Source organism: Crocinitomix catalasitica ATCC 23190 (genome assembly GCF_000621625.1).
GTDB lineage: Bacteria > Bacteroidota > Bacteroidia > Flavobacteriales_D > Crocinitomicaceae > Crocinitomix > Crocinitomix catalasitica.
The window spans coordinates 20,484-47,464 of sequence record NZ_JHXV01000007.1 but is presented as its reverse complement, the minus strand read 5'-3'; the positions used below and the strand labels follow the sequence as shown (position 1 = coordinate 47,464).

Annotated in this window: 25 protein-coding genes; 12 read left to right on the top strand and 13 right to left on the bottom strand. The window is 35.1% G+C overall.

What is annotated here, in order from left to right:
• Positions 1-87 precede the first annotated feature (87 nt).
• Entirely contained in the window at positions 88-2,301 is a 2,214-nt protein-coding gene (locus T367_RS0105160) for a T9SS type A sorting domain-containing protein (RefSeq protein WP_027418885.1), read from the bottom strand.
• A 105-nt stretch (positions 2,302-2,406) separates the two neighbouring features.
• Between T367_RS0105160 and T367_RS0105155 the strand changes: the two genes are divergently transcribed.
• The gene (locus tag T367_RS0105155) at positions 2,407-2,931 is read left to right on the top strand and encodes a TetR/AcrR family transcriptional regulator (RefSeq protein ID WP_027418884.1); all 525 of its coding nucleotides are present in this window, start codon (positions 2,407-2,409) and stop codon (positions 2,929-2,931) included.
• Positions 2,932-2,952: 21 nt separating this feature from the next.
• Positions 2,953-4,011: an NAD-dependent epimerase/dehydratase family protein gene (locus T367_RS0105150; protein WP_027418883.1), complete on the top strand. Its 1,059-nt coding sequence runs from the start codon at positions 2,953-2,955 to the stop codon at positions 4,009-4,011.
• A 78-nt stretch (positions 4,012-4,089) separates the two neighbouring features.
• Here T367_RS0105150 and T367_RS21480 read toward each other — a convergent pair whose 3' ends face one another.
• From T367_RS21480 to T367_RS21475, 3 genes are all read right to left on the bottom strand, one after another.
• Positions 4,090-5,424, bottom strand: a complete 1,335-nt coding sequence (locus tag T367_RS21480; RefSeq protein WP_157454131.1) for a COG3014 family protein — start codon at positions 5,422-5,424, stop codon at positions 4,090-4,092.
• Positions 5,425-5,505: 81 nt separating this feature from the next.
• Positions 5,506-6,093, bottom strand: coding sequence for a penicillin-binding protein activator LpoB (locus T367_RS0105140; RefSeq protein ID WP_027418882.1), 588 nt, complete (start codon positions 6,091-6,093; stop codon positions 5,506-5,508).
• A gap of 26 nt (positions 6,094-6,119) precedes the next feature.
• Positions 6,120-6,557: a hypothetical protein gene (locus T367_RS21475; RefSeq protein WP_051568364.1), complete on the bottom strand. Its 438-nt coding sequence runs from the start codon at positions 6,555-6,557 to the stop codon at positions 6,120-6,122.
• A gap of 207 nt (positions 6,558-6,764) precedes the next feature.
• Here T367_RS21475 and hutI point away from each other — a divergent pair, with 207 nt between their 5' ends.
• Both hutI and T367_RS0105125 read left to right on the top strand, forming a co-directional pair.
• Complete coding sequence (gene hutI / locus T367_RS0105130; RefSeq protein WP_027418881.1) at positions 6,765-8,000, top strand: imidazolonepropionase; 1,236 nt, start codon at positions 6,765-6,767, stop codon at positions 7,998-8,000.
• 264 nt (positions 8,001-8,264) lie between these two features.
• The gene (locus tag T367_RS0105125; RefSeq protein ID WP_027418880.1) at positions 8,265-8,891 is read left to right on the top strand and encodes a MarC family protein; all 627 of its coding nucleotides are present in this window, start codon (positions 8,265-8,267) and stop codon (positions 8,889-8,891) included.
• On the opposite strand, the gene T367_RS0105120 is transcribed toward T367_RS0105125, so the two are convergent.
• A complete protein-coding gene (locus T367_RS0105120) occupies positions 8,883-9,344 on the bottom strand; it encodes an Lrp/AsnC family transcriptional regulator (RefSeq protein WP_027418879.1) in 462 nt (153 codons plus the stop codon). The two genes, T367_RS0105125 and T367_RS0105120, sit on opposite strands and share 9 nt — an antisense overlap.
• Positions 9,345-9,498: 154 nt before the next feature.
• Here T367_RS0105120 and T367_RS0105115 point away from each other — a divergent pair, with 154 nt between their 5' ends.
• Both T367_RS0105115 and gldA read left to right on the top strand, forming a co-directional pair.
• Positions 9,499-10,746, top strand: a complete 1,248-nt coding sequence (locus tag T367_RS0105115) for a cystathionine gamma-synthase family protein (protein WP_027418878.1) — start codon at positions 9,499-9,501, stop codon at positions 10,744-10,746.
• Positions 10,747-10,897: 151 nt separating this feature from the next.
• Positions 10,898-11,800, top strand: a complete 903-nt coding sequence (gene gldA, locus T367_RS0105110; RefSeq protein WP_027418877.1) for a gliding motility-associated ABC transporter ATP-binding subunit GldA — start codon at positions 10,898-10,900, stop codon at positions 11,798-11,800.
• Here gldA and T367_RS0105105 read toward each other — a convergent pair.
• Complete coding sequence (locus tag T367_RS0105105; RefSeq protein WP_027418876.1) at positions 11,797-13,242, bottom strand: aldehyde dehydrogenase; 1,446 nt, start codon at positions 13,240-13,242, stop codon at positions 11,797-11,799. The genes gldA and T367_RS0105105 overlap by 4 nt on opposite strands.
• Positions 13,243-13,421: 179 nt before the next feature.
• Between T367_RS0105105 and T367_RS0105100 the strand changes: the two genes are divergently transcribed.
• From T367_RS0105100 to T367_RS0105080, 5 genes are read left to right on the top strand one after another with little or no spacing between them, the layout of a single operon-like run.
• On the top strand, positions 13,422-13,610 hold the full coding sequence (locus tag T367_RS0105100) for a Sec-independent protein translocase subunit TatA/TatB (RefSeq protein ID WP_027418875.1): 189 nt from the start codon (positions 13,422-13,424) through the stop codon (positions 13,608-13,610).
• A gap of 15 nt (positions 13,611-13,625) precedes the next feature.
• Positions 13,626-15,047 (top strand): Asp-tRNA(Asn)/Glu-tRNA(Gln) amidotransferase subunit GatA, encoded by a 1,422-nt coding sequence (gene gatA / locus T367_RS0105095; RefSeq protein ID WP_027418874.1) that lies wholly within the window; start codon positions 13,626-13,628, stop codon positions 15,045-15,047.
• Between the two features lie 8 nt (positions 15,048-15,055).
• Positions 15,056-16,549 carry a lytic transglycosylase domain-containing protein gene (locus tag T367_RS21470; protein WP_084274315.1) on the top strand — a complete coding sequence of 498 codons (1,494 nt, stop codon included), beginning with the start codon at positions 15,056-15,058 and terminating at the stop codon, positions 16,547-16,549.
• Positions 16,550-16,560: 11 nt separating this feature from the next.
• Positions 16,561-17,616, top strand: coding sequence for a DUF4837 family protein (locus tag T367_RS0105085; RefSeq protein WP_084274314.1), 1,056 nt, complete (start codon positions 16,561-16,563; stop codon positions 17,614-17,616).
• 3 nt (positions 17,617-17,619) lie between these two features.
• A complete protein-coding gene (locus T367_RS0105080) occupies positions 17,620-18,006 on the top strand; it encodes a hypothetical protein (RefSeq protein ID WP_027418872.1) in 387 nt (128 codons plus the stop codon).
• 96 nt (positions 18,007-18,102) lie between these two features.
• Here the strand turns inward: T367_RS0105080 and T367_RS21465 are convergent, their stop codons facing one another.
• A complete protein-coding gene (locus T367_RS21465) occupies positions 18,103-18,654 on the bottom strand; it encodes an REP-associated tyrosine transposase (RefSeq protein ID WP_316930850.1) in 552 nt (183 codons plus the stop codon).
• A gap of 360 nt (positions 18,655-19,014) precedes the next feature.
• Positions 19,015-20,532, bottom strand: a complete 1,518-nt coding sequence (locus T367_RS0105070) for a GH3 auxin-responsive promoter family protein (RefSeq protein WP_027418871.1) — start codon at positions 20,530-20,532, stop codon at positions 19,015-19,017.
• 339 nt (positions 20,533-20,871) lie between these two features.
• On the opposite strand from T367_RS0105070, the gene T367_RS23695 reads away from it, so the two are divergent.
• Positions 20,872-23,223: a M14 family zinc carboxypeptidase gene (locus tag T367_RS23695; protein WP_051568362.1), complete on the top strand. Its 2,352-nt coding sequence runs from the start codon at positions 20,872-20,874 to the stop codon at positions 23,221-23,223.
• Here T367_RS23695 and T367_RS0105060 read toward each other — a convergent pair.
• The 5 genes from T367_RS0105060 to T367_RS24640 all read right to left on the bottom strand — a co-directional run bounded on the left by T367_RS0105060 (position 23,220) and on the right by T367_RS24640 (position 26,940).
• Positions 23,220-23,888: a response regulator transcription factor gene (locus T367_RS0105060; RefSeq protein WP_027418870.1), complete on the bottom strand. Its 669-nt coding sequence runs from the start codon at positions 23,886-23,888 to the stop codon at positions 23,220-23,222. The genes T367_RS23695 and T367_RS0105060 overlap by 4 nt on opposite strands.
• Before the next feature lie 218 nt (positions 23,889-24,106).
• Entirely contained in the window at positions 24,107-24,874 is a 768-nt protein-coding gene (locus T367_RS0105055) for a hypothetical protein (RefSeq protein WP_027418869.1), read from the bottom strand.
• Positions 24,875-24,976: 102 nt separating this feature from the next.
• Positions 24,977-25,618 carry a TetR/AcrR family transcriptional regulator gene (locus T367_RS23690; RefSeq protein WP_157454129.1) on the bottom strand — a complete coding sequence of 214 codons (642 nt, stop codon included), beginning with the start codon at positions 25,616-25,618 and terminating at the stop codon, positions 24,977-24,979.
• A 65-nt stretch (positions 25,619-25,683) separates the two neighbouring features.
• A complete protein-coding gene (locus tag T367_RS0105045) occupies positions 25,684-26,364 on the bottom strand; it encodes a response regulator transcription factor (RefSeq protein ID WP_027418868.1) in 681 nt (226 codons plus the stop codon).
• Positions 26,365-26,481: 117 nt separating this feature from the next.
• Entirely contained in the window at positions 26,482-26,940 is a 459-nt protein-coding gene (locus tag T367_RS24640) for a hypothetical protein (protein WP_051568360.1), read from the bottom strand.
• Positions 26,941-26,981 lie beyond the last annotated feature (41 nt).

Below are 26,981 nucleotides of genomic sequence, written 5' to 3'. Positions count from 1 at the left end.
CACATCAAAAACACGATGCAAATCGTTTAAAATAAAAAGCGCCCTATTAATATTTTAATAGGACGCTTGAACTAAATACGTAATCTTCTAATTCTTCATGAATTTGCTCAATGCTTCTGATTCGTTATTGAATTTAGTTTTAATTAAATAAACACCTTGCTCTAATTCTGAAACATTCAATATAGATTGATTTGTTTCTCCAATAGTTTTAGAAAGAATCAATGCGCCAGCCATATTGTAAACCTGAATTGATTGAATAGATTGGTCAGCATTAATATTAACAATATCATGACTTGGGTTCGGGTAAACCTCAAGTCTATTGATAACCTCATTCTTTATCCCTAATTCTCCGGATTCTTCCGAACAAATACTTTTAATTCCAGATTCGAACAATGAAAGACTAATTTCACTTAGCTCACCTTCGAAAGTAAGGTAGTAACCATTATACATATCAAAATCTGTAGCACTTTCATCTAAATCTATAGTAACCCCTTCAATTGTCATTGGAAAAGCGCCATCAAGATAAGTAAAACTACCGCCGTTAATAGCGAATCCCATATAAGCCAATTGTGCTTCCATTGCATAAATTTCGAATGTTGCAATTTGTGATTCACCTGACATAGCAAAGCTTAAAACACCGTTGCTACCATAAAATCCTGGTTGACTCATTTGGTTGATACCAACATAAGGCGCAATATCATCAATTTCGTCACTTAAAGTGATTGATAAATCATCCTCGCCCCATGTACCCACTACTCCATTTTCTAACATACTTGGTGCCCATGCGTCTAATGTAAAATCTTCACACATCATTGGTTCAGGTTCAACAGGTAATATCGTTCTACAAATACTTGTAATGCCAGATTCGAATAAAACAATACCAATGTTGTCAATTTCACCTTCGAATGTCAAATAAGCAGCATCCCACGAATCAAAACCAGGAGCTGAATCATCCAAATCAATTACAACACCATCAACTGTCATTGGGAATGAAGAATTAATTGGATAAAATGGAGAGCCATTAATTGTAAAGCCCCAATCGTCAGCATCCATCCAACCATAAACTTCAACCGAAACAATTTGATTTTCACCTGTCATTTCAAACCCAACTTCTACATCTCCTCCATAAAAACCTCGAACATCACTATTCAGTCCACACCACAAATCACCTAAGCCAGCATCATTAATTGAAATTGACAAGTCATCTTCACTCCAAGTTCCTGCAATATCACCAGCTTCGAAAGTAGCTTCTTCCCATGTATCTAACGTGAAATCCTCACAACCTTCTGGCATAACATCACGCAAATCTGTTTTACAAATACCTGTAATTCCTGATTCGAATAAAACAATACCAATTTCATCTATTTCACCTTCAAATATTAAATAAGCCGCATCCCAAGAATCAAAACCAGGAGCTGAATCATCCAAATCAATTACAACACCATCAACTGTCATTGGAAATGATGAATTTATTGGGTAAAATGGAGAGCCATTAATTGTAAAACCCCATTCGTCTGATACAAACCAACCAAATACTTCTATTGAAATGCTTTGATTATCTCCTGTCATTTCAAAATCAACTTGTGCATCCACACCATAAAAACCTGGCTCGAATGCGTTTAATCCTGCCCAAACACCACCTAATCCAGGATCGCTAATAGAAATCGACAAATCATCTTCACCCCAGGTTCCTGCAATATCTCCGGACTCATAAGTAGCCTCTCCCCATGTATCCAAAGTGAAATCTTCACAACCTTCAGCCAAAGGCTCATCTGGGATGTCAGTTGCACATAAAAATGTAATTCCCGACTCAAATAAAATAATTCCTATATCATCAATTTCACCTTCAAATCTTAAATAAGAGACGTCCCATGAATCAAAATCTGGTGCAGATTCATCCAAATCGATTACAACCCCGTCAACAGTCATCGGAAAAACAGAATTAATTGGAATCATTGCTGAGCCATTAATACTAAATCCCCATTCTGAAGACTCTAACCATCCATAAACAGTATAATTTACTAGTTGGTTTTCACCAGAAAATTCAAAATCGACTTGTGCATTCCAGCCATAGAGCCCCGGTTCGTATGCATTTAAACCAATCCCCCCATCTCCTATACCTGGATCACTAACAGAAAATGATAAATCATCCCCATCCCAATCTCCTATGATATCATCATACATATATACAGCTTCAGGCCAGGATACCTCATCTGTTAAATCTGCACAAATGGATTCTTGTGAATAATTTATATGGACTATTCCCAACAGTCCGAGTAATAAAAATTGTAGTTTTTTCATAGTGTAAGTTTTATACCATTAAGACACACTGAAATTTTATGGGGTTGCTTTTAATTTTGACTTTAAATTATTTATCATTACATTTGTAAGTGATTACTCACTTATATGACGGTAAAACAAAAATCAATTCTAAATGTTGCGCTACAGCTCTTTGCAGACAACGGATATGACGCAACCTCAACTAAAAATATTGCTATTGAGGCAGGTGTTTCAGAAGGCTTAATTTTTAGACATTTTCAAAATAAAGAAGGCCTTTTAAGTGCAATATTAAGTGAAGGAGGGAATAAAATCGCAAATTATATTGCACCAATATTCGAATTAGAGGACCCGAAATTGATGCTAACCTATATTATAGAAATTCCTTTTAAAATTAAAAAAAAGGAACATGCTTTTTGGCGACTATTATACGCTTTAAAATGGCAGAAAAAAGAATACAATACGGATGCAACAAAAGTATTAGAAGAATTAGCAAGCAAAGCTTTTAAGACTTTAGGTTATGCTGATCCAGCAACAGAAGCAAAACTACTCTTGCTTTTCTTAGATGGAGCAGCAACACATATTTTATTAAAAGACAAACAAACTGACCTAAAACTGATTTTAGAAAGCCTAAAACAGAAATACAATTTATAGTACATAAGACCTAAATACATTATGAGAGAAATAGATAAATCTAAACCAGTAATGGTAACTGGTGCTACCGGTTATGTAGCAGGTAGATTAGTTGAAAAACTATTGAACGAAGGATTAACTGTGCATGCTGCAGTTCGAAATCCCAACGATAAAAACAAAACCAAATATTTAGATGCCATTGCAGAAAAATCTTCTGGCCAAATAAAATATTTTAAAGCAGACTTGTTGGCTGAAGGATCTTATGACGAAGCTGCAGCAGGTTGTGAATTAGTATTTCATACAGCATCTCCATTTAGTTTAGGTGTGAAAGATGCACAAAAAGATTTGGTCGATCCCGCATTAAAAGGAACCCGTAATGTCTTGAACGCTGCATCAAAATCTGGCACCGTGAAACGAGTTGTTTTAACCAGCAGTTGTGCGGCGATTTACGGTGACAATAAAGATGTTTTAAGCATGCCGAACCAAACAATGACTGAGAATATATGGAATACGAGTTCGTCGCTAACACACCAACCTTATTCGTACTCGAAAACTGTAGCGGAGAAAGAAGCTTGGAAATTAGCAGGAGATCAAAGTCAATGGGATCTTGTTACGATTAACCCATCTTTGGTTGTAGGACCGGGAATCAATCCTCATGCAACGTCAGAGACTTTCTCGATCATGAAAATGTTAGGGAATGGAGACATGAAAATGGGGGCTCCAGATTACCAAATTGGCGCTGTTGATGTTCGTGACCTCGCAACCGCTCATTATAACGCTGGCTTTATTCCTGCAGCACAGGGAAGACATATCATTTCAGCAGAAAACACCAGCTTTTTGGGCTTAGCTGAAAAACTTAGCAAGACATTCCCAAGTTATCCATTACCATCTAAAAAACTACCAAAATTTTTGGTATGGTTAGCAGGACCTTCTCAAGGCATGACACGTAAAACGGTTGCCAAAAATATCGGCTATCCTTTTAAAGCAGACAATTCAAAGAGTATAAAAGAATTGGGAATGAATTACCGCCCAATGACAGAAACAATTACTGATTTCTTCCAACATTTAGTAGACGAAAAAGTGATTACCGGTAAAAAATAAAATGTTATCAAACTAAAAACGAGTCCATTTACAATTTGTAAAGGACTCGTTTTTTTTATGCTTTTATATATAATCTGTCTAAAAAGTTACCACATTTTTAAAGTAAGTTTGACCGTTCCCATTAAATATAAATTCATAAGATTGACCATTACTAAATTCCAACGTTATTTTATTCTCACCTTCCTTTAAAGGAATGCGCGTATAATGAATTTGACCCGGTAATGTTTGCCAATTTCTCGTATCTGCTTTTTCCGTCGCCACATTCACTATTCCAAGTGCTGCTCCCGCATATTCATTCTCCTTAGCCAAGGCCAATTCAGACACTTTTTTCAATGTTAATCTCAATAAGTTCTTTCCTAATTCTTTTAAATAATTATCCTTTTCATATTGTAATGCGATTGCCGTAATATCAGCAACCAAAGCCATTCTTTCTGTCTGACCATTCGCCTGCATTTTTAATTGAATATTCGGAATCGGTCGAGGAATCAAGAATGCTGAAGCCACACGAACCAGTCCAATATCACTTGCTTTGAAATTCGGATTGTCCTGCTCAAAATTATAGTCAACTGGAATAATTATATCCCCTGATTGAAAGAAATAGACACCATTTATTTTCACCAATGAAAAGAATAAATTATTCTCATCCTTAATTGGTGCCAGACCATTCTCCCAAAAAATTATTGCTTCGCCATTCGTTACATCTGGATAAGGAACCGGATTATCCACAGTCATTCTAGCATAGGCCCCCGTTCTAGAAATATCTTGCTCCAAAAAACCTGGAATGTTTCCTTTAAACAAACCCGTCTCATCATTCAAATAAATTTCCTTCGCATTCCTATATGCAATAAATGCATTGTTATAATCATTATCCATTTCATATAACATGCCCATCATGATCATCCCTAACGGATCTTTGCCATATTTCTTTTCTTTCGAATTGACATCAGCGTCATTTTGGGCAGCTGTTAAATCTAATCTCCTTGCTTCAACAAGCGCCTCCTCAACATTGCCCAATTGCAAATAATTCAATGCTTTATAATAATGAACTAAAATCTCCTCGTTTGGGGAAGTTTTATAAGGTTGAATTGATTGATTAACTGTAGCACCAACCGTCATTTCAAATATGTTACGATACATTCCCATCATATCATCAGCCTTATTCAAATAAACATTACTCTGTTCGAATTCGCCTCTTAAATTACTTAAGCGACCCATTTCAAGGTAATACAATAAGCTGTTACGCCTTTTACTTAAATACTTGTTCTTTTCAATTACCGATTGCGCATTTTTATAATCACCGCTCAGTAAAGCACGTTCTGCAGAAGAAGTCTTATCGTAATAAGTTGCACAACCCATAACGAAAAGTCCGACCAGAACAATCAAGAAATGATATGTTAATCTATTGCGAAACATGTGATTAAATTAGGGATTTGGTTGGAGCAATGCGTGAATACTCGATTCGACGCATTGCTCTAATAAAGTTCGTTTTAAGAATTAATTTTTAACGAATTTTTTAATCTTTTTGTCACCGATCCAAACAATTTCATTCGTTTGCATATTGGTTAACTCCAGGTCAATTTGGTAATAAACTACTTTCTTTCTGTCCAATGCATCCACAATCGAATTGATTGATCCTTGCATCATGTAGTCCGCTCCAACTTCAAGACCCCACTTCTTCATTGTTGATACAGATGCATTATCTTGTTGATCTGCACGTTCGCCACGAATAGCTTCACGTTTTTCACCACCTTGCACCAATCTCACTTTTTGAGAAGTAATAAAACTCTTTTCAATATCTTTCATAAAAGTTTCTGCATCAATATGCTCATGACTTTTATTCTTAACAAAACCAACAATTACGACCGGCTTCTCTTTTACTTGTGTCATATGATTTTTTAACCAAACTTCAGACAACACCTGTTCTACCATTGCTTCTGCAGTTAATTTCGAATCCACATCATTCCATTTCCCACTAATATCAATCTCCTCTGAAGGATCTACTCTAGAAACTGATCTAAAACAACTTTGCATTGTCATGGCAATTACAGCCAAAAAAACTAATTTAATTCCTACCGTTTTCATAATTCCTTTTTTATCGTTTCAAACTTTTATCTTAATAAATAATACAGACCTAATCCAGCACCTAAACCTAGTAATGGATTGATGTTGTTATAATGAGGGTAATTATAACCATAATTTCGATATCCATTATAATATCTATTGCCATAATTATTATATGATGGTCCATAATAATTTCCATAACATCCATCATATCTACCTCTTGTTTCGTAACGCAATTTTTTCAACTCATATTTACGCTCTAAACGCAAATCTTTTGCTTCTTGTTTTGCTTCGCGCCAATCGTATGCTTTATATGTGTCTTGTATCGTTTGACTTTGGTTGGCAGTTAATTCTACTGATCTTTCAGCATATTTCTCTGCACTTTTTTGATAGTTAGGATTTTGATCTGGCAATAATTCTTGCGCAAAACCAATTGATGATACCAAGCCAATCATCATTCCTAAAATTAGTCTACCCTTTTTCATATCTTCAATTTTTATCTAATTTAATTATTTGAAAGTAACAATACAAACGCTGTGCCAAAATCGTCTTTTAATTATCTAAATCGTTTTAGTATCTAAATGTTTTAGCTCGTGTAAAACGAATTGAACTTTTCACACAAACTATATTACTCATAATTTCTTATAATTCGCCCTGCTTTATTTATTACTTTTGATACTTAAAAAGGAATTATGCGTAAAATTTTGATCAAAAATATAAAGGGTTTAGTTGGTGTTTTGGAAGAAAATACGGCTGCATTGCGCGGTGATGAATTAAATCAGATCAATATTTTAGAAAACGCCTTCCTTGCTATTGAAGATGGAAAAATATCTTTCTATGGACCGATGGATGAATTGGCTGGAATTGCAGACTGGACAGATTTAGAAATTATAGATGCAGAAGGAAAATTTGTTTTGCCCGCTTTTTGTGACTCTCATACGCATACCGTTTTCGCTGCTAGTCGTGAAAATGAATTTGAGGATAGAATTAAAGGTTTGACTTACGAAGAGATTGGTAAAAAAGGTGGTGGTATTTTAAATTCCGCAGCCAAATTAGCCAATATGTCGGAAGATCAATTATTCGAAGATGCTTTGGCTCGATTAGAATTAATGCAATCATACGGAACGGGTGCAGTAGAAATAAAAAGTGGTTACGGCTTAAGTACAGCGGCTGAAATCAAAATTCTGCGTGTAATAAAACGATTGAAAGCAGCATCGCCCTTAACTATTAAAGCAACTTTTTTAGGAGCGCATGCTTTCCCTACTGAATTTAAAGAGAATCAAGAAGGTTATGTTGATTTGATCATCAATGAAATGTTACCGATTATTGTAAAAGAAAATCTTGCTGATTATATTGATGTTTTCTGTGAGCGAAATTATTTTTCTCCCGATCAATTGGATAGAATTCTTACAGCTGGATTGGCTGCAGGATTAAAGCCCAAAATTCATGTAAACCAATTCTCTGTTTTAGGAGGAATTGGAATCGGAGTGAAACACCAAGCCGTTTCTGTTGATCACCTTGAAGAAATGGATGAAAATGACATTGCTATTCTAAAAGAAGCAAATACAATCGCAACCGCATTACCGAGTTGTTCTTTCTTTTTAGGTATACCTTATGCTCCGGTTAGAAAAATGTTAGACAATAATATCCCTATCGCATTGGCAACTGATTTTAATCCCGGTTCAACACCAAGTGGAAATATGCAATTTGTCAACTCTCTGGCTTGCATTCAAATGAAATTGACACCAACTGAAGCGGTTAATGCAACGACTATAAACGGTGCATATGCCATGGAAATTGCGAACGAATTAGGCTCAATCACTATCGGTAAAAAAGCGAATATTATTATCACCAAACCGATGCCTTCCCTTGCCTATATGGCTTATACTTTCGGAGATAATGTTGCTGAGCAGACTTTGATATTTTAATGCGGTTTTTAGTCCGACTTATCTTTTCATTACTGCTAGGCTTTGTTTGCATCCAATTGCTACTGGTTTATAATAGCAATTACACCATTAACCTGAGCAGTTATGAATTATTGGGCGTTCTAATTATTCTTACTGTTGCTTATCTTTTTATCGAAAAGAAAATTCTCCGTTAAATAAGGCCAATTAATATTTGCTTAACATAAGGGTAATCTATCGAATACAAATCGACCAGTTTATTCTTAAGAATTTTGCCGAAAAAAAACGATGGAACTCTTCATGCTTACTTTCGCTGCATTATTCTCAGTGATCAACCCTCTAGGTACAGTGCCCATATTTGTTGGACTGACAAAATCAAATTCAAAACGTGAACGACAATCGACTGCTTTTTGGGCGGCGACTAATGTTCTGATTATTCTTTTGATCTCATTTTTTATAGGGAAATACCTTTTACTCTTCTTCGGAATTAGTTTAGACGCACTAAAAATTGCAGGTGGTTTAATCATAACATCCTCAGGATTTGCGTTGCTTACAGGAAAGTTCACAGAACATAAAGGAATGAAAAAAAGAGAAAAAGACGATGCCTTTAATCGCTCTGAAGTGACTTTAACACCTCTTGCCATACCGATGCTCGCTGGCCCAGGAACAATCTCTTTGCTGATTACTTATAACCAAGAATATACTTTAGACTTAGACCGAGTTTGGATTGTAAGCGCCATTGTTTTTGTATCCATTATAATCTACTTGGTGTTGCGCAGCTCCTTTTTGATTGTCAAAATTTTGGGCGCATCAGGTATAAATGCCTTGTCGCGAATTATTGGATTTATTGTGATTGCTATAGGTATTGAATATATCGCTGGTGCCGTTCGTTCAATCTACCTTTCATTAAACTGATTCTAATATACCACCCTGCTTAATTTGGCTCACAACAAAGGAAGAATGTACATTGACAATATTCGGGATTTTCGCTAATTTATTGGTTAGAAAATCTCGATAACCTTCCATATTCGGAATATAAGCCTTTAATAAATAATCGTGCTCACCCGTTACGTGATAACATTCAGTCACCTCATCCAATAAATTAATTTGTTTTTCAAAATTGACCAAAAGCGCTTTGGCGTGTTCTTTTAAGGAGATATGAATAAGTACGGACAATTCTAGTCCTACTTTTGCAGGATTAATAGTTGCACGATACCCTTCAATAATACCACTTTTTTCCAACCGTTTAATTCGTTCATAAACTGGTGTAGTTGTCAATTTCAATTCGAATGCCAATTGTTTAATTGTCATCGACGAATCTTGTTGTAAAAAACGTAAGAGTTGTTTGTCAATATTATCTAATGCCATGGTCGATTTTTCTAGTAAAAGCGATTTTCAAAGTAAATATCAGCAAATTAACACATAAAAACTTAATAAGCTAGTTAAATTTTCTAAACCAATCCGATTTTACAGTTTTATATTCTATATATACCGAGCTTTACAGTTCAATAATCTATATAATATGAATTCAAAGAAACTTCACCCAGAAAGCCTCATGATGTCTTACGGTTATAAACCAGAGCTATCAGAAGGAGCAATTAAATGTCCTATTTTTCAAACATCAACTTTTGTTTTTAAAAATGCTCAAGAAGGTAAAGCCTTTTTTGAATTGGCTTATGGATTAAGAGATAAAGGCGAAAACGAAGAAATGGGTCTTATTTACAGTCGACTTAACAATCCAGACTTAGAGATTTTAGAGCAACGTTTAACCTTGTGGGACAAAGCAGATGATTGCGCAGTTTTTGAAAGTGGAATGGCTGCAATTTCAACAACATTATTGGCTTTTTTAAGTCCTGGTGACTTATTATTGTACAGCAATCCAACTTATGGTGGAACGGATCATTTTATTAAACATGTTTTAACAAAATTCGGCGTTCATATCGTTCCTTTTGACGCAAATGCTTCGAAAGAATCAATACAAAAAACAATCAATGAAAGCGGACACGGTGATGCTTTGGCAATGATTTATATTGAAACACCTGCCAACCCAACCAATGCATTAATTGATATTGAAATGTGTCACGAAATTTCAAAAGAATATTCGACTGACGATAAAAAAGTAATCTTAACTGTTGACAATACTTATATGGGGCCAATTTGGCAACATCCAATGGATCAAGGAGCAGATTTAGTTTTATATTCTGCAACGAAATATATTGGTGGACACAGTGATGTTATCGCAGGAGCTGTTCTAGGTAATTCAACCGATATGGCTGCAATTAAAGGAATGAGAACATTCTTAGGTAACCAAACCAGTCCGAATACGGCTTGGTTATTAATGAGAAGTCTTGAAACTTTAAAATTAAGAATGGACAAGCAAGAAGCAAACGCGAAAGCTGTTGCAGATTTCTTATTAAATCATGACAAAGTAGAACGCACTTATTATTTAGGTCATTTAGCTGAAGGTTCGGCCCAAGCCGCAATATTCAAAAAACAATGTCTTGGAACAGGTGGTATGGTTTCGTTTGATATTAAAGGAGGAGAAAAAGAAGCTTTTCAATTCTTAAACGCCCTTAAATTGATAAAGTTAGCTGTTAGTTTAGGTGGAACAGAAAGTTTAGCTGAACATCCAGCATCTATGACACATGCCGGAATTGATCCTGAAGAAAGATTAAAACATAGCGTTTCAGACCAATTGGTTCGTATTTCAGTTGGTGTTGAACATCCGGATGATATTATCGCTGATATTACACAAGCTTTTAACGCTTAATAAAAATTGTAAATCATAGAAAAGGGCTGAAACTAAAACTTTAGTCCTTTTTTTTTGCTCAATATTCCGCAGGTTTTTAAGTATTTTAACAGAGATCTGTAATTATTTGCCCTAAAAACCGTTATTTTCGTAATTCTAAAAAATTCTAAACGTGTCGATAGAAGTAAAAAACGCATTTAAGTACTACGGTGAACAAGCAGCTTTAAACGATGTTTCATTCACAATTCCCTCAGGAGAAATAGTAGGTTTTCTTGGTCCCAACGGAGCAGGTAAGTCGACGATGATGAAAATACTTACTTGCTTTTTACCAAAATCTTCTGGCGACATAAAAGTTTGCGATTTAGATGTTGAAGAACATGCGATTGAAGTCCGCAAAAAGGTTGGTTATTTACCTGAACACAATCCTTTGTATTTGGATATGTATGTGAAGGAATATTTGAGTTTTGTGGCAGGTGTTTATTCCTTACCGAATAAAGCCAATCGTGTTAAAGAGATGATTGATTTAGTTGGATTAGGGAAAGAGCAAAACAAACAAATTGGAGCACTTTCGAAAGGTTATAGACAAAGGGTTGGATTGGCACAAGCGATCATTCACGATCCTGAAGTTTTAATTTTAGATGAACCAACAAGTGGATTGGATCCTAATCAATTGGTTGACATTAGAAAAGTAATTCTAGAAATTGGTAAAACCAAAACAGTGATGCTTTCGACGCATATAATGCAAGAAGTGGAAGCTATTTGTGATCGTGTAATTATCATTAAAGAAGGTAAGATTGTTGCTGATGATAGTGCCAAACACATTCAACAGAAAAACATACAAGAACAAACCATACTCGTAGAGTTTGAAGATGTTGTATCCAAAAATCAATTGTCAAAAATTAACGGCGTAATCTCAGTAAAAGAGCTAGAGAACAATAATTGGTTGATTGCTGGTGATGGTGATATCAGAAAAAACATTGCACGTTTTGGGCAAGAACAAAACATACTTGTATTGAGTATGGCATTGAATGAAAAATCGATGGAGCAAGTATTCAAAGAGTTAACGAGTAATTAACCCTTAGCAATAAACACATTTTTAGGCTCAGTAAAAAAGTTCAGTGCTTCAAATCCACCTTCACGACCGACACCCGAATTTTTAACACCTCCAAATGGCGTTCTTAAGTCGCGAACTAACCATGCATTCACCCATACAATGCCACTGTGAATTTCGTCAGCAACGCGATGTGCTCTGCTTAAATTCTCAGTCCACACTGTTGCTGCTAAACCATATTCGGTAGAGTTCGCCATCATTAAGACTTCCTCTTCTGTGTCAAATGGCGTGATAGTCACAACTGGCCCAAAAATCTCTTCTTGATTCGTTCGACAATCAAAAGCTAAACCTTCGATAATTGTAGGTCGCAAATAATATCCACCTGCATATTCACCTTCTAAAAAAACACGCTCTCCACCTGTAAGCACTGTTCCACCCTCTTCTTTTGCCAAAGCAATATAAGACAATACTTTTTCAAGATGTGGTTCAGAAACCAAGGCGCCTAATTTTGCTTCAGGATCCTCCGGATAAGACACTTTCGATTGCGACACTTTCTCAACGAATGCGTCTCTGAATTTTTCATAAATCGGTCGTTCAACAAATATTCTAGAACCACACAAACATATCTGACCTTGATTGGCAAATGAAGAACGAATCGTCGTACTCAATGCCTTTTTAAAATCACAATCAGCAAATATGATATTTGGGTTTTTACCGCCCAATTCTAATGACAATTTCTTAAACATCGGCGCTGCAATTTTTGCAATAGTCGCACCTGTTGATGTTCCACCTGTAAATGAAATGGCTTTAATTTTCGGATCTCTTGTTATAGCATCTCCAACGTTTTGTCCTAAACCATGAACGATATTTAAGACCCCTGCAGGAAGTCCTGCTTCGGCACAAACCTCAGACAACATAAAAGCAGTCATCGGCGTAATTTCTGAAGGTTTTGCAATGACACAATTCCCTGCTGCCAATGCTGGCGCAATTTTCCAAGTAAATAAATACAATGGCAAATTCCAAGGAGAAATACAACCTACAACACCAATCGGTTTACGTAAAGTATAGTTAATACCTACCCCTTCCATATAGTGCGATTCTGCCGCATAATGTAAAATTGCTGTCGCAAAAAACTTAATATTGCTCACTGCACGTGGAATATCAACATGATTTGCCAATGAAACTGGCTTACCATTATCCAACGATTCGGCATGTGCAAATTCGTCCATTCTCGCCTCAATTAAATCGGCAATTTTAACCATAATGGCACTGCGTTCATCCTTTGGCATATTTGACCAAGCTGGAAATGCATTTTCAGCAGCATCAACAGCCAAATCGATATCCGCTTTGGTAGAATTAGGAATTTTCGAATAAACCTTCCCGCGAGATGGATCAATATTATCCAAATAATCACCTGAAACTGGCGCTAAAAATTTACCGTTGATATAATTCTTAATCTCTTTCATCATGCATTAGTATTAGGAATTTGAAGATGTCGATCTCCAAAGCAAGGTTAAATTTAGTGATAATCTTTCTGAATGTTGTGTTGACGAGTTGAATTCGTGCCAAGAATCATTTAAAAGAAGATAGCGTTTCACATTAAATTAGTACCTTCGCAGACACATTTAATGTAAATAATTTAACTATGGAAAATGTAGCTTATGCCGGTATGATTGGGATGCCACAAGTTATTTTGATCGCCGTTGTAATTCTTTTATTGTTCGGTGGACGAAAATTACCTGAATTAATGAAGGGTTTTGGAAAAGGACTGAAGGGATTTAAGGATGAAATGGGTGGAGAAAAGGACAAATCGAAAGACAAAATAGAAGAATAAAGGACTTGCTTAATTATGTATAAAAATTTTGCAGAAATTAAGTCTGCCATACAAAGTGGTGTTTCTGTTGAAAGCATCGCGAAATACTATCTGGGTAGAATTGAAGAAACGAAGCAGTTAAATGCTTTTTTGGAGGTTTTTACTGAAGATGTATTAATTCAAGCGCAAGCAGTAGACGCTAAACTAAAATCGAATACAGCAGGTAAACTTGCTGGTATGGTGATTGGTTTAAAGGATAATCTTGCGTACAAAGGTCATCATGTATCCAATTCATCTAAAATTTTAGAAGGTTTTGAATCTTTATATACAGCAACTGCTGTACAAAGATTATTGGATGAAGATGCCATTATTATTGGTCGTTTAAATTGTGACGAATTTGCCATGGGCAGTTCGAATGAAAATTCGGCTTTTGGTCCTGTTCTCAATCCAATCAACGAGAAAATGGTTCCTGGCGGGTCGTCAGGTGGATCGGCAGCTGCAATTGCAGCAAATCTTTGTACCGCTGCATTAGGTAGTGATACAGGAGGTTCAATCAGACAACCAGCTTCTTTTACTGGGACTATCGGATTTAAACCTACTTATGGTCGTATTTCTAGATATGGTTTATTGGCATACGCTTCTTCTTTTGACCAAATTGGTCCGTTTACAACAACGGTAGAAGATAGTGCATTATTGACGAGTATCATGTGTGGGAAAGATGAGTATGACAGTACAGCTTTGCAAGAAGGTGCACCAGATTTATCTTTAAAGTTCGACCCAAATAAAAAATTAAAAATCGCATACATTTCAGATTGTCTTGAAAGTAAAGGCATCGATTCTGAAATTGTAAATCGCACCAAAGAAATTATTGCTTCTTTACAAGCAGAAGGTCATACGGTAGAACCTGTTTCATTCCCATTTTTGGATGTAATGGTTCCAACTTATTATGTATTGACAACCGCTGAAGCATCTTCAAATTTAGCACGTTATTCTGGTGTCCATTTTGGTTACCAATCTCCCACAGCTGAAGGTGTAGAAAATACTTATAAAAAATCTCGCTCTGAAGGCTTTGGTGAAGAGGTGAAAAGAAGAATTATGTTAGGTACGTTTGTTTTATCTCATGGATATTATGATGCTTACTATACAAAAGGACAAAAAGTTAGACGTGTCATTCAAGATAAAACGAAAGCTATTTTTGAGGATTACGATATCATCTTAACCCCTACTACACCATCTACAGCATTTGAAATTGGTAAAAATGACAAAGATCCAATTACAATGTATTTACAAGATATTTTCACGGTACAAGCGAATTTAGCAGGGAATCCAGCGATTTCTTTACCGATTGGAAATCACTCGAACGGACTACCTTTTGGTATTCAGTTAATGGGCAAACCATTTCAGGAAGCTGATTTATTTGCTTTTTCTGACTACTTAATGGCTGCCAATAAAAACTAAATAAAATAATGCTTAAATCGTTTCTGACATTTATTGGACTAATGTCCTTTGTATCTATTGCTCAAGATTCAACTGATTTGAATCTCGATCATAACGATGACTCTTTAACTTACGAACGATTTTTAGATGTTATAGAAAACTCTATTCGAGCATACAATATTGAAACTTGGGGCAAAGACAATGCTTATCAAATTATTGAAGATCTTGGTTATGCAGAAGATGATAAACCTGACTTCTCTGATTCGATTTATAAGCTGCGCTTAAACACTTTAAACGCTTCGACAATAATTGATATTGAAGACAACGAGGATGTCATTAAAACTTTAAAATACTTTATCAGAAACCGTCGAACGTTTACGGCGATTTGTTTAGGCCGATCGAAGATGTTTTTCCCGATGTACGAGCAATATTTAGACAAGTATGAGATTCCAATGGAATTGAAATATTTATCTGTTATTGAAAGTGGATTGAGACCTACGGTTAAGTCGAGGGTTGGTGCTGCTGGTTTATGGCAATTCATGTACCGAACAGGTAGAATGTTTGGTCTTGAGACTGATTCGTATGTTGATGAACGAATGAATCCAGAAATGGCAACGGATGCAGCTTGTCGATATTTAAAATATCTCTACGGTTTATACGGCGATTGGAGCTTAGCATTGGCGGCATATAATGCAGGCCCAGGTAACGTTAATAAAGCAATTAGAAGATCAGGGGGCAAGATGAATTATTGGGAGTTGAGACCCTTTTTACCGAAAGAAACGCAAATGTATGTGCCTAATTTTATTGCGATGCTTTATATGATGACCTATTATGCAGATCACAATATAACAGCGAAAGAAGCACAGGTTTATTTGCATGATGTTGATACAGTTTGTGTAAAATCTAGTTTTAGAATTTCACATTTGGATACGCTTTTAGGAATAACTAAGGATGAATTTAATTATTTAAATCCTGTTTATAAAACGGATATTGTTCCGCAAACAATGCCTTATCAATGCATCACTTTGCCGATTGAAAAAATAGATAGTTTCTTATTCATTGAAGACAGTTTATATGCTTACGACAAATTCTTAGAATCTATCGGTGAAAGTTTTGTTGCCTTAGAAAAGAAAAAAACACATGTTGTTAAACCTGATCAGCGCATCTTAGAAATTGCAGAAATGTACGACGTAACTGTGAGTGATATTAAAGGATGGAATGGTTTGCGATCAAGTACTATTTATCCAGGTCAACGATTAACAATACGCGTAACTGAACGAAGATATATTGAAAAAAGTGAAGCCGCTAAAATCGAATCAAAACCGAGCAGCAGTCACAAGTCATCAAGTACAAAAACTGTAGATGATGGCAAGTATGAATATTATACTTTACGTTCAGGAGAAAGCCTTTGGACAGTAAGTCAAAAATTTGGCATATCTTTTGTTGATTTACAAGCATTAAATAAAGGATTAGATCCTAAACGAATGCAACCTGGCGACAAAATCAAAATAAAGCGCCTCTAAAAGTATAGCTAATGAAATTTTTACTCTTCGGTGCCTTATCTCTTCTTCTTTTCTCCTGTGACAACAATGTAAATCGCGATGATTTATTGCCCAATGCAAGTGGTAAACACGGAGAGATATTTATCCTAACTGAAAATCAAATTTGGGACGGAGAAATCGGAGAAATGGTTCGAACTAGATTAGCTAAAAAAGCAAAAGGTCCCTATTTACGACCTGAGCCGACTTATTATTTCTCTCATACAACACCAAAAAACCTCAACCATATCAATCAATTGCGCAGAAATATGTTACGTATTATGATTGATCGTGATTCGGCCTATACGGAAACAAAAGTTGAATTAAAACCAAATTACTTCGCCAAAAATCAATTATTGGTCATCTTAAAAGATTCGGATGAAGAACGATTGTATAATTATGTAAAAAATAATTTCGACGAAATAGTTGATATTTTTGAAGCCAACGAAATCAAACAATTGGGCCAGATTTATCGAAGTGAAGCGAATAGAAATATTAAAGCGCGAACGGAAGAGATGTATGGAATTTCGATTGCTTTGCCTAAGAAAATGGAATTCAAATACGAGAAAGATGGATTTATGCTCATCAAACGCGATCGATCAAGTTCGTTTATGGCGAACGAATCGACCAATGCTGATGGCGGAACTTTTTGGATTCAACAAGGCTTTATGTTCTGGGCAGAACCATATAAAGACGAATCTCAATTAACTGTGCAAGGCGTTTTAAATAATCGTGATTCTGTTTTAAAAGCTAATATTCCAGGACGTCTTTCTGGCACCTATATGGGCACAGAATATGACGAGTATTATAAGCCAGAGTCGAAAGTATTCAGATACAATGGACATTACACAATTGAAGTGAGAGGATTGTGGAAATACAAAGGCGAATCCTTTATTGGAGGCGGCGGACCTTTTGTTCAATACACTATTTTAAACGAAACTAGGAACCTAGTAATCACTGTTTGCGGCTATGTCTATGCGCCTAAATTCAATAAGCGTGACTATATCAGAGAGATTGACGCCATCCTTAATACCATCGAATTAGTTAATTAGCATATGCGTGATACCCATCATAATTTTGAGCAATTAATCGACGATTATTTAGCAAAAAAAATAAATGGTGAAATTGATTTAACCACCATTAAAACGGAGTTAAAAGAGGTTCATCTACTAGACGAGGATAAGGTTTCTGAAATAGTAAAAATTATAGCTGACGAAGAAATATTGGCTTTACAAAACGGAGCCGTTCCAAATAATTTTAAGATCCTATCTCGACTGACACCTTACCTATTTATAGGCGTTGGAATCATGTTTATTGCAGTTGCGATTTATTTTCTCATTGAAAAACGAGAACTAGGACTGAATAAATTTCTGCCTTATATTATCATTCTAGGTGGTGTTTATATGATTTGGAAATATTTGAGAAGGTTGTTGGGGAAGTAGATAACTTAGGCATCTAGATTAAGTGCTAAAATCCTCATAGCTCCGTAGTAGCTATCCTGCTGCGGTCTGTTACCTCTAGTTCCATTGTTTCCAAAATCATCTTATCATCCTTAACATTGGCGGCAAGCAATAAACCTCTTTTAAAATTCCAGTATCATTTATATAATTACTAGCGGATGAATATTTCCAATCCTCAGGATTTATTACGAAATCTTCTTGAACAGGATTGTTATGAATATAATTAATCTTTTCCCAAACGAATTTTTCAGTAAATAATTCGATTGCATGATTTCCAGTTTTCCAAAATTTAAAGCTTTCGTTACTTTTATATGTTTCTCCGTTCTTCTGAAACATATTTAACATCCATTCTCTTCGACTTTCTGGTTCATTTATAATTTGGAAAAACACTTTTTTAACTATATGTCTTTTAAAATCCCTAATTGTATCAGCTAATTGAAAAGGCTCATCGCAATTAACAACTAAATGCAAATGGTTTGTCATTAAACAATATGCATAAACATTTAGTCCTTTATTTTTAATACAATAACGCAAAGAGTCAACAACGGCTTTTTTATGATTGTTTCTGGTAAACACGTCTATCCAATCAACTACCGTTAGCGTTAAATAATAACTACTATTTAATTTGATCGTATGTTTTACACCTTTTTCGATTAATTAAAAATAGCGAAATAAATTGAGTTTTATAGACAACCAATTTCTTTATTGTGACTTGGTAAAGATTTATGTTTATTGCAAGATTTACCAGCCGCAGCAGCACAGCTACATGCGGAGCAAATCCTGCGGAGCTGAAAATTCTGCACTCCGTAGTAGCTGCGCTGCTGCGGTACATTGTAAATAAGCTGAGTTTTATAGACAACCGATTTCTTTATTGTGACTTGGTAAAGATTTATGTTTATTGCAAGATTTAACAGCCGCAGCAACGCAGCTACATGCGGATATTTATATGATTTGGAAATATTTGAGAAGGTTGTTGGGAAAGTAGATAACTTAGGCATCTAGATTAAGTGCTAAAATCTCATCGAATAAAACCCTATCATTGGCCAACCTCGGTACTTTGTGTTGCCCACCTAATTTACCAGCACTCTTTAGCCATTTTTCGAACAAACCCGGAGATGCAACATTCATTTTCACTTGTGCCAATGCATTTTCGTGAGACCGCTTGGCTTCATAATCAGAATTGCAATTTTTTAATGCTTCGTCTAAATAACGCGTGAAATCTTCAATCGATTCCGGTGCCTTTTTAAACTCAATCAACCACTCATGACCGCCAGCATTGCCATCTGTCATATAAATTGGAGCTGCGGTATATTCGATAATTTCAGCATTTGTTTTTTTACATGCCTCACTAATTGCTATATCTGCATTCTCTACAACAATTTCTTCACCAAATGCATTGATAAAACTTTTCGTTCGACCGGTTACCTTGAATCGGAACGGTGTTTTTGATGTAAAGCGAATCGTATCACCAATTATATAACGCCATAAACCAGCATTGGTAGAAATGACCAAAGCATAGTTCGTCCCTACCTCAACATCTTCTAATCCGATTACATTTTTTGAATGGATGCCATCAAAATCACGCATTGGAATAAACTCAAAGAAGACGCCATAATCGAGCATCAATAATAATTCATCCTTGGTAAAATCATCTTGCAAACCAAAAAAACCTTCTGAGGCATTATAGGTCTCCACATAATTCATATCATCAAAAGGAATGATGCGTTTGAATTGGTTGCGGTAAGGTTCGAAATTAACACCGCCATGCATAAATAACTCTAAATTCGGCCATACTTCCCGCATATTCGATTTGCCTGTAATCTCCAAAATCCGATTGCATAAAATCAAAGTCCAACTCGGCACACCTGCAAGTATGTATATGTCCTCTTTAATGGTTGAATGCGCCAATTTTTCAATCTTCTCCTCCCATTGACTCATTAATGCAATCTCCTTCGCTGGTGCGCGTCTTAATTCCGCCCACCAAGGCATGTTTTTTAAAATGATGGCAGATAAATCACCAAAATAGGCATCTGCAGTTAAGTGATTGATTTCAGCGCTACCGCCTAAAATTAAGTGTTTGCCTTTGTATAATTTTCTGTCTGGAATTTGATTGTAGTAGATGCTCAATAAATCCTTACCTCCTTTATAATGGCATTCTTCTAACGACACTTTTGATACAGGAATAAATTTACTTTTTCCTGACATCGTTCCAGAGGATTTGGCGAACCATTTGATCTCATCACTCCACAATAAATTCTGTTCGCCTTTTAATAAGCGATCGATATATGGTTTTAAAATAGTGTAATCAGTTAACGGAACTTGGTCGTTAAAAACCTGATAAGAATCAATTTCTTTGTAATTGTATTTAATACCCCAATCAGTTTGTTTGGCGCTAAAAACCAAATTCATTAAGACCTCTTTCTGTACATCGAAAGGATGCTTTTTAAATAAATCAATTTGATGAATTCTTTTTTTTATCAGCCAAGAAAACAGTGAATTGAAAGGCATAATGAATTAAAATTTAAGAAAAAAAAGACCCATAAGCAAATTGCTAATGAGTCTTCAATACCTTATATTATTTCGAATTGTTTACGAAAATAATGTTCCGAATAATATAATAAAAGCTATTACTATATAAATAGGAACTAAAATCGAAGTTGATTCATCAAAATAACTATAGTCTGATTTTTCGCTTGACATAATCGAATATTTTTTTGTGTAAATATAAAAAGATTCCTCAATTTAATCCGCGTAGCATGCGATAAATTTATTCATTTTTCATCAAATTGTAGATTTAGAATCAACCTGTAGAATTTGATTTATGCCCTAAAAAGCCTAACTTTAAAAATGCTAAAATCGATTTTATTATTCTCTCTGCTTTTTTTCCTGCTATCTTTTAATGCAATTCATGCACAATATTCGCGGGTTAAAGTCTTTGCAACCAATGCCGAATTAACAACATTATCAGCAGCAGGATTGGCTGTTGATCACGGAAAAGCAAAAGCGAATCATTGGTTAATTACAGATCTTTCAAATACAGATATTGACGTATTAAACGCACTTGGTTTTAGCTATGAGATTTTGATTGATGATGTGCAAAAACATTATGTTGATCAGAATAAATCACCACAACCATTATCCGGAGATCGCGAATCATGTGGTGGAGAAAGTGGTGGAGATTTTGATCCTACGATTCCAGAAAATTTTAGACGTGGTACAATGGGTGGGTATTATACTTACGAGGAGTATTTAGCAGAACTCGATTCGATGGTATCGAAATATCCAGATTTAATCACAGCAAAAGCACCAATTTCTGATTTTGAAAGTCATGAAGGACGACCAATTTATTGGGTAAAAATATCTGACAATCCTTCAATAGACGAAGGAGAAAAAGAAGTGCTATATAATTCTATTCATCACGCAAGAGAACCGATGAGTTTATCACAAACGATATTTTATATGTGGTATCTTTTAGAGAATTATGGTACTGATGATGAAATAAGTTATTTAGTTGATAATACTGCGATGTTTTTTGTACCAATGGTCAATCCGGATGGATACAAATACAACCATACCAGAAATCCATTTGGTGGTGGCATGCACCGAAAAAATAGAAATCCTGATATAGGATCTTCTAACAAAGGCGTTGATTTAAATAGAAATTACGATTATCATTGGAATGAAACAGGTACCAGTCCTGATGAGGATGGTGATACTTATGCCGGTGAACATCCTTTTTCAGAACCAGAAACACAAGCAATAAAATGGTTCTGTGAAAATCATAATTTTTTGTTCGCATCGAATGCCCATACTTATGGCAACTTGGTGTTATTCCCTTTTGGTTGGTCGGATGATCATTTCGCAGACGATCATGATTACTATCAATTGTACACAAACCATATGACTATTTACAACGGGTTTCAAGGACAGAAATCATCAGAATTATACGAAGCTTCAGGCGGATCAGACGATTGGATGTATGATGGTGATTTAGATATGCACGATGCGATATTTGCGATCACACCGGAAATAGGACCGTCATTTTGGCCTGCAGCTGATTTAATTGAACCTACTTGTAAAAGTATGGTCTTTCCGAATTTGCGGATGGCACATTTAGCACATGTTTATGGTGCAACAAGAGATCTTGAGCCGAGTATCATAGGTCCTGAAAAAGGTTATTTAGCTTATGAAATTACAAGATTAGGAATTGAAGATGGACCGATATCAGTTGCGTTATTCCCACTAATAGGCATAGCATCAGTTGGCGATGCTAATGAACATATTTTAGACCGTGGTGAAGTAAAAATTGATTCGATTAATTTCACATTCACTCCAGGAATACGATCGGGTGCTGAAATTAAATACATCCTACAAACTAGCAATGGTTTATGGACAAACAATGACACCATTACTAAAATATACGGAGAAACAGAAATTGTATTTATAGACGCTTTTAGTGATGCATCGAATTGGATAGGTGATTGGGAGACAACAGATGAATTATTTGTTAGTCCAAGCACTTCAATGACGGATAGCCCTTATTTATTATACAGTAACAATACAAATAAAAGTACAATACTCGATGCCAGTATTAATTTATCAGATGCAGCTACTGCTTTTGTATATTTTAATGCAAATTGGGAAATAGAAGCTGACTACGATTATGTACAATTTATGGCTTCAACTGACAGCGGTGATTCTTGGATTCCACTTTGCGGAAAATATACCAATGCAGGAACAATTGATCAGGACTATGAACTACCCCTTTATGATGGTTCATCTACAGGTTGGGTAAAAGAAGAGGTTGACTTACAAGTTTATTTAGGTTTTGAGAATGTCCAACTTAAGTTCAGAATTATCTCTGACAATTATGTGACCATGGATGGTTTTTATTTCGACGACTTTAATATTGTTGTTACCAATTCAACCGACTTGAGTATTGACACTAAAATTGAAGATTATCAATTGCAAGTATTTCCTAATCCAACAAGTTCAATATTAAACTACCAAATAACGGGAAGTGCCAATGTTGACGAAATAACGATTACGAATAACCTGGGTCAAACTATTCTTAAAGAAGGATCCAATACGGGAAATAGTATCGACCTGAATCAACTTTCGAATGGCATATACATTGTACGCTTTCAATTAAATTCGGCGCAAATTATAACGAAGAAAATTATTGTACAATCGAACTAATTACCCATAAATCGGTAACCAACACCTTTCACTGTTCGAATTATTTCACGACCGAATTTCTCTCGTAATTTACGGACATGAACATCTATGGTTCTGTCTCCGATAAAAGCGTCTCCCCATACCTCAGACAAGATCTCTTCTCTGCGGAATACTTTATCTGGCGAACTCATTAAATAAGACAATAACTCAAATTCTTTTTTAGGAATAATCGATTCTTTCCCATCTTTCATTATTGAAAATCTATCGGAATCGATCTGCATATTATTGATGCTTTCAAAATCATTATAATCCCTATTTCTATCTAATAAAGCTTTTATTTTATGCAATAAAACTTTGATTCGAATGGGCTTAACAATATAATCATCAGCACCAGCTCTATATCCTGCAACTTGCGAATAGTCCTCTCCTCTAGCGGATAGAAAAATAATAATTGTATTATTTAAAACAGGGTTTTTTCTAAGAATCTCACAGACCTCTATTCCGTCAATATCCGGTAACATTACGTCGAGCAGAATAACATTTGGAATTAGACTCAAAGCCAAATCAATGGCATCTTTACCCGTTTGAGCTGTATGCACATTCATCCCTTCAAGTTCAAAGTTATATTGCAATAACTTTAAAATATCCTTTTCATCATCTACCAGTAACAATCTGTACTCCTGCATTAATTTTTCTTACAAAACTACTGAGTAAAGAGCCAATTTGTATTACGAATGGGTTAACGCTATGTTATGCTAAACTATTATCAATATTAAATTAATATTAATTCTACAAAATTTAAAATAAGCTATACATACTTCATTCCAAGAAAATAGTTCCAGCTAAAATTGGGCACAAAAAAAGGGGGAATAAATTCCCCCTTTAATGTAAGTAAGCGTAAATATTAGAATGCAAATCCTAGTGAAAAGTTTAAAAGTTTCACATAAGGAAATGGGTGTTTAACAATTATATCAATTGAATTACTTGTGTAAGAAGAATTTACTTTTGCGTATAAATCCTCTATAGCAACTGCATTATCTTGTCTAAACTGTTGAACGTCGTTATGAATTTCTTCATAATTTACATCTCCAGAAGGATCTGTTCCGTTAATCGTTAATTTATTCATCCCCCAGCCTAAACCGACCCATAGGATATCCATTGTGAAACCGTTCCCAAAAACAAATTGATTACCTAAGCCAATTCCTGCTCCAAAGTAGTTGAATTTTGCTCCAACTCGACCTTCGTGTTCAATTGAAGGATCATTACTGTCTGGGAAATCGAATGTAAAGTCATCCATTTTACCATTTTGAAAACCAAAATATGGTGTTAAATAAAAACCATGTAAAGCACCTGCTCCTGGGAAATATTTGAATTGAAAATTGAAACCGTAAGATGATATTTTAGTATTTAAAAAGTCTGAATTTACACCTTCATCTTCTAATAAATCACCAACGAATAATTTCGCTAAACCATTAAAAGGCACTTTGTTTTTTGCTGAGAAGTTAAAACGTGTATTTAATGAGATACGATCCCCTAATTTACGTTCGTAGTTAAATCCTAAATTATTCGAGAGTACTAATCCCGGAGAAATTGTGAATTTAACAGCATTCTTTTGTTGTGCATTTACTGTGAATGCACTTACGAAGAATAGTCCTAGTAATAGCTTTTTCATTTTTTAAGATTTTTAAGTTTTCCGCAATTTAAATAAAAATTAATAATATCTAATTTGTCTAACGTGAATAACGTAATAAAAATGATTTAGGTTGGAATAAGCCTATGCAAGTTGATTAAACTTTTTCTTACCCTTTTCCGTGAGATAAGGGTATAGTGATTGCATCACATTTTGAGTATACTCACGGGTATGTTTTAGACTTACCTCCTCTTCAATGTTTTGCACATTCAATACCCAGTGATCACTTAATAATTGGAATCTTTTTAAAAACAATTCGTACTCATTTGTCAATTCTTGATCACGCATTAAATTTTCACTGATCAATACATCAATAAAACTATTAAAAACTTCTCCGCGCGCCTTGGCTAATTTAGCGTATGCCTTTTTTATAGCCTGATTGGAATAAGTAATAAATGCAAAATTAGTTGGTATAAATCGAAAATCGAACTGGACCTTATACATGGCTTTTAACCACTTCTCTAAATCAGGCAATACAGATTCGACAGCTTGGCCTTTTGGCTTTACCGCTTCAAAATTATCAACCATCTCCTCAAATAGCGCATCAATAATTTCTTGTCTTTTTTGGAAATGATAAGTCAAGTTCCCTGGACTTATTGCAATATGGTTTGCAATCATTCGCTGACTAACATTCGCAACACCATCCCGATTAAACAGTAAACGTGCCGCTCTCAATATTTTTTCACGTGTTTTTGACATCACCCAAAAATAAAAAAAATAGTGCACACACACTATTTTAGTTTAAAAATATATCAATTATTTAATCCCTCAAATGATGGTAATCTATCAAATTAATTCTCGAATTTATAACCTACCCCTTTTACAGTTACAATATGCGAATCGCCTATTTTTTCTCTTAGCTTTCTAATATGAACGTCTATTGTTCTGTCTCCAACTACAACATCTGTTCCCCATACACTATTCATGATAGAATCACGGTGGAAAACTTTTCCTGGTTTAGACATTAGCAATGCCAATAATTCGAATTCTTTACGAGGTAAAAATAACTCTTCACCATCCTTAGTAATCAAGTAACGTTCTCTATCAATACGAATTGATTTTTCGTTATCGTTTATATCGTTTTTTTGTGCTTCGCCATCATACTTTCTTCTCAAAATTGCAGCGATTCTACTTACCAATACCTTAGGCTTAATTGGCTTTGTTATATAATCATCAGCCCCAGCATCAAATCCAGCAATTTGAGAATAATCCTCTCCACGCGCTGTTAAAAAACAGATCATCGTATTGGCTAATTCAGGAATATCTTTTAATTTTTCACATGTTTCAATTCCATCCATTCCTGGCATCATCACATCCAATAGAATTAAATCTGGAATGTTTTTCTTGGCTAATTCCAACCCACTAGCTCCGTTATCCGCTTCAGTCACGGTAAACCCTTCTTGTTCGAGGTTATATTTTATTAACACTCTGATGTCTTGCTCATCATCTATTACAAGTACTGAATTGCTCATTGTTTTTTCGTCAAAATTAGTTAATAAATGTAGTGGTCTAGTAGATAAACCAAACACATAATATTAAGTTAACAATTTATTAGCATCAAAAAAAGGTTCCATTAAACGCCTTTTCAATTAAAAATGTACATCTAATTGAAGACGCCAGAATAAGTAATCATCTGCACCACCATTTGTACTAATATCATTTGCAAAATTCAATTGACGGTACGTTACGTCAGTCTGAATCTTAAGTTTATGTCCAACAAAATACTTAGAAAGTCCCAAAGTAGATTCGGTTATATTTGACCCTACCCCAACTTCTGGTTGTACATGTGTATATCTTCCTGTTAATTCTATATTATTATTAAATAACCAACCGGCCATAATATTGTATGCATTCCCTACATAATAGGTACCAACAAGCTGTGTTGGATCCACATCATCATAAATATTAAAATTGCCATCCGTTGTCGATCGCATGGCATATTCTCCCATTACACTTAGTCCTTTATATTTAAGAATAAAATCTACAAACGTTGTTTGCAATGTCTTTCCTGTATGCGTGCCATCAAGATTATAAATAAAGGCCCCCAACTGACCAGACTGACGAGCTGCATTTACATTTAAGTCATAAG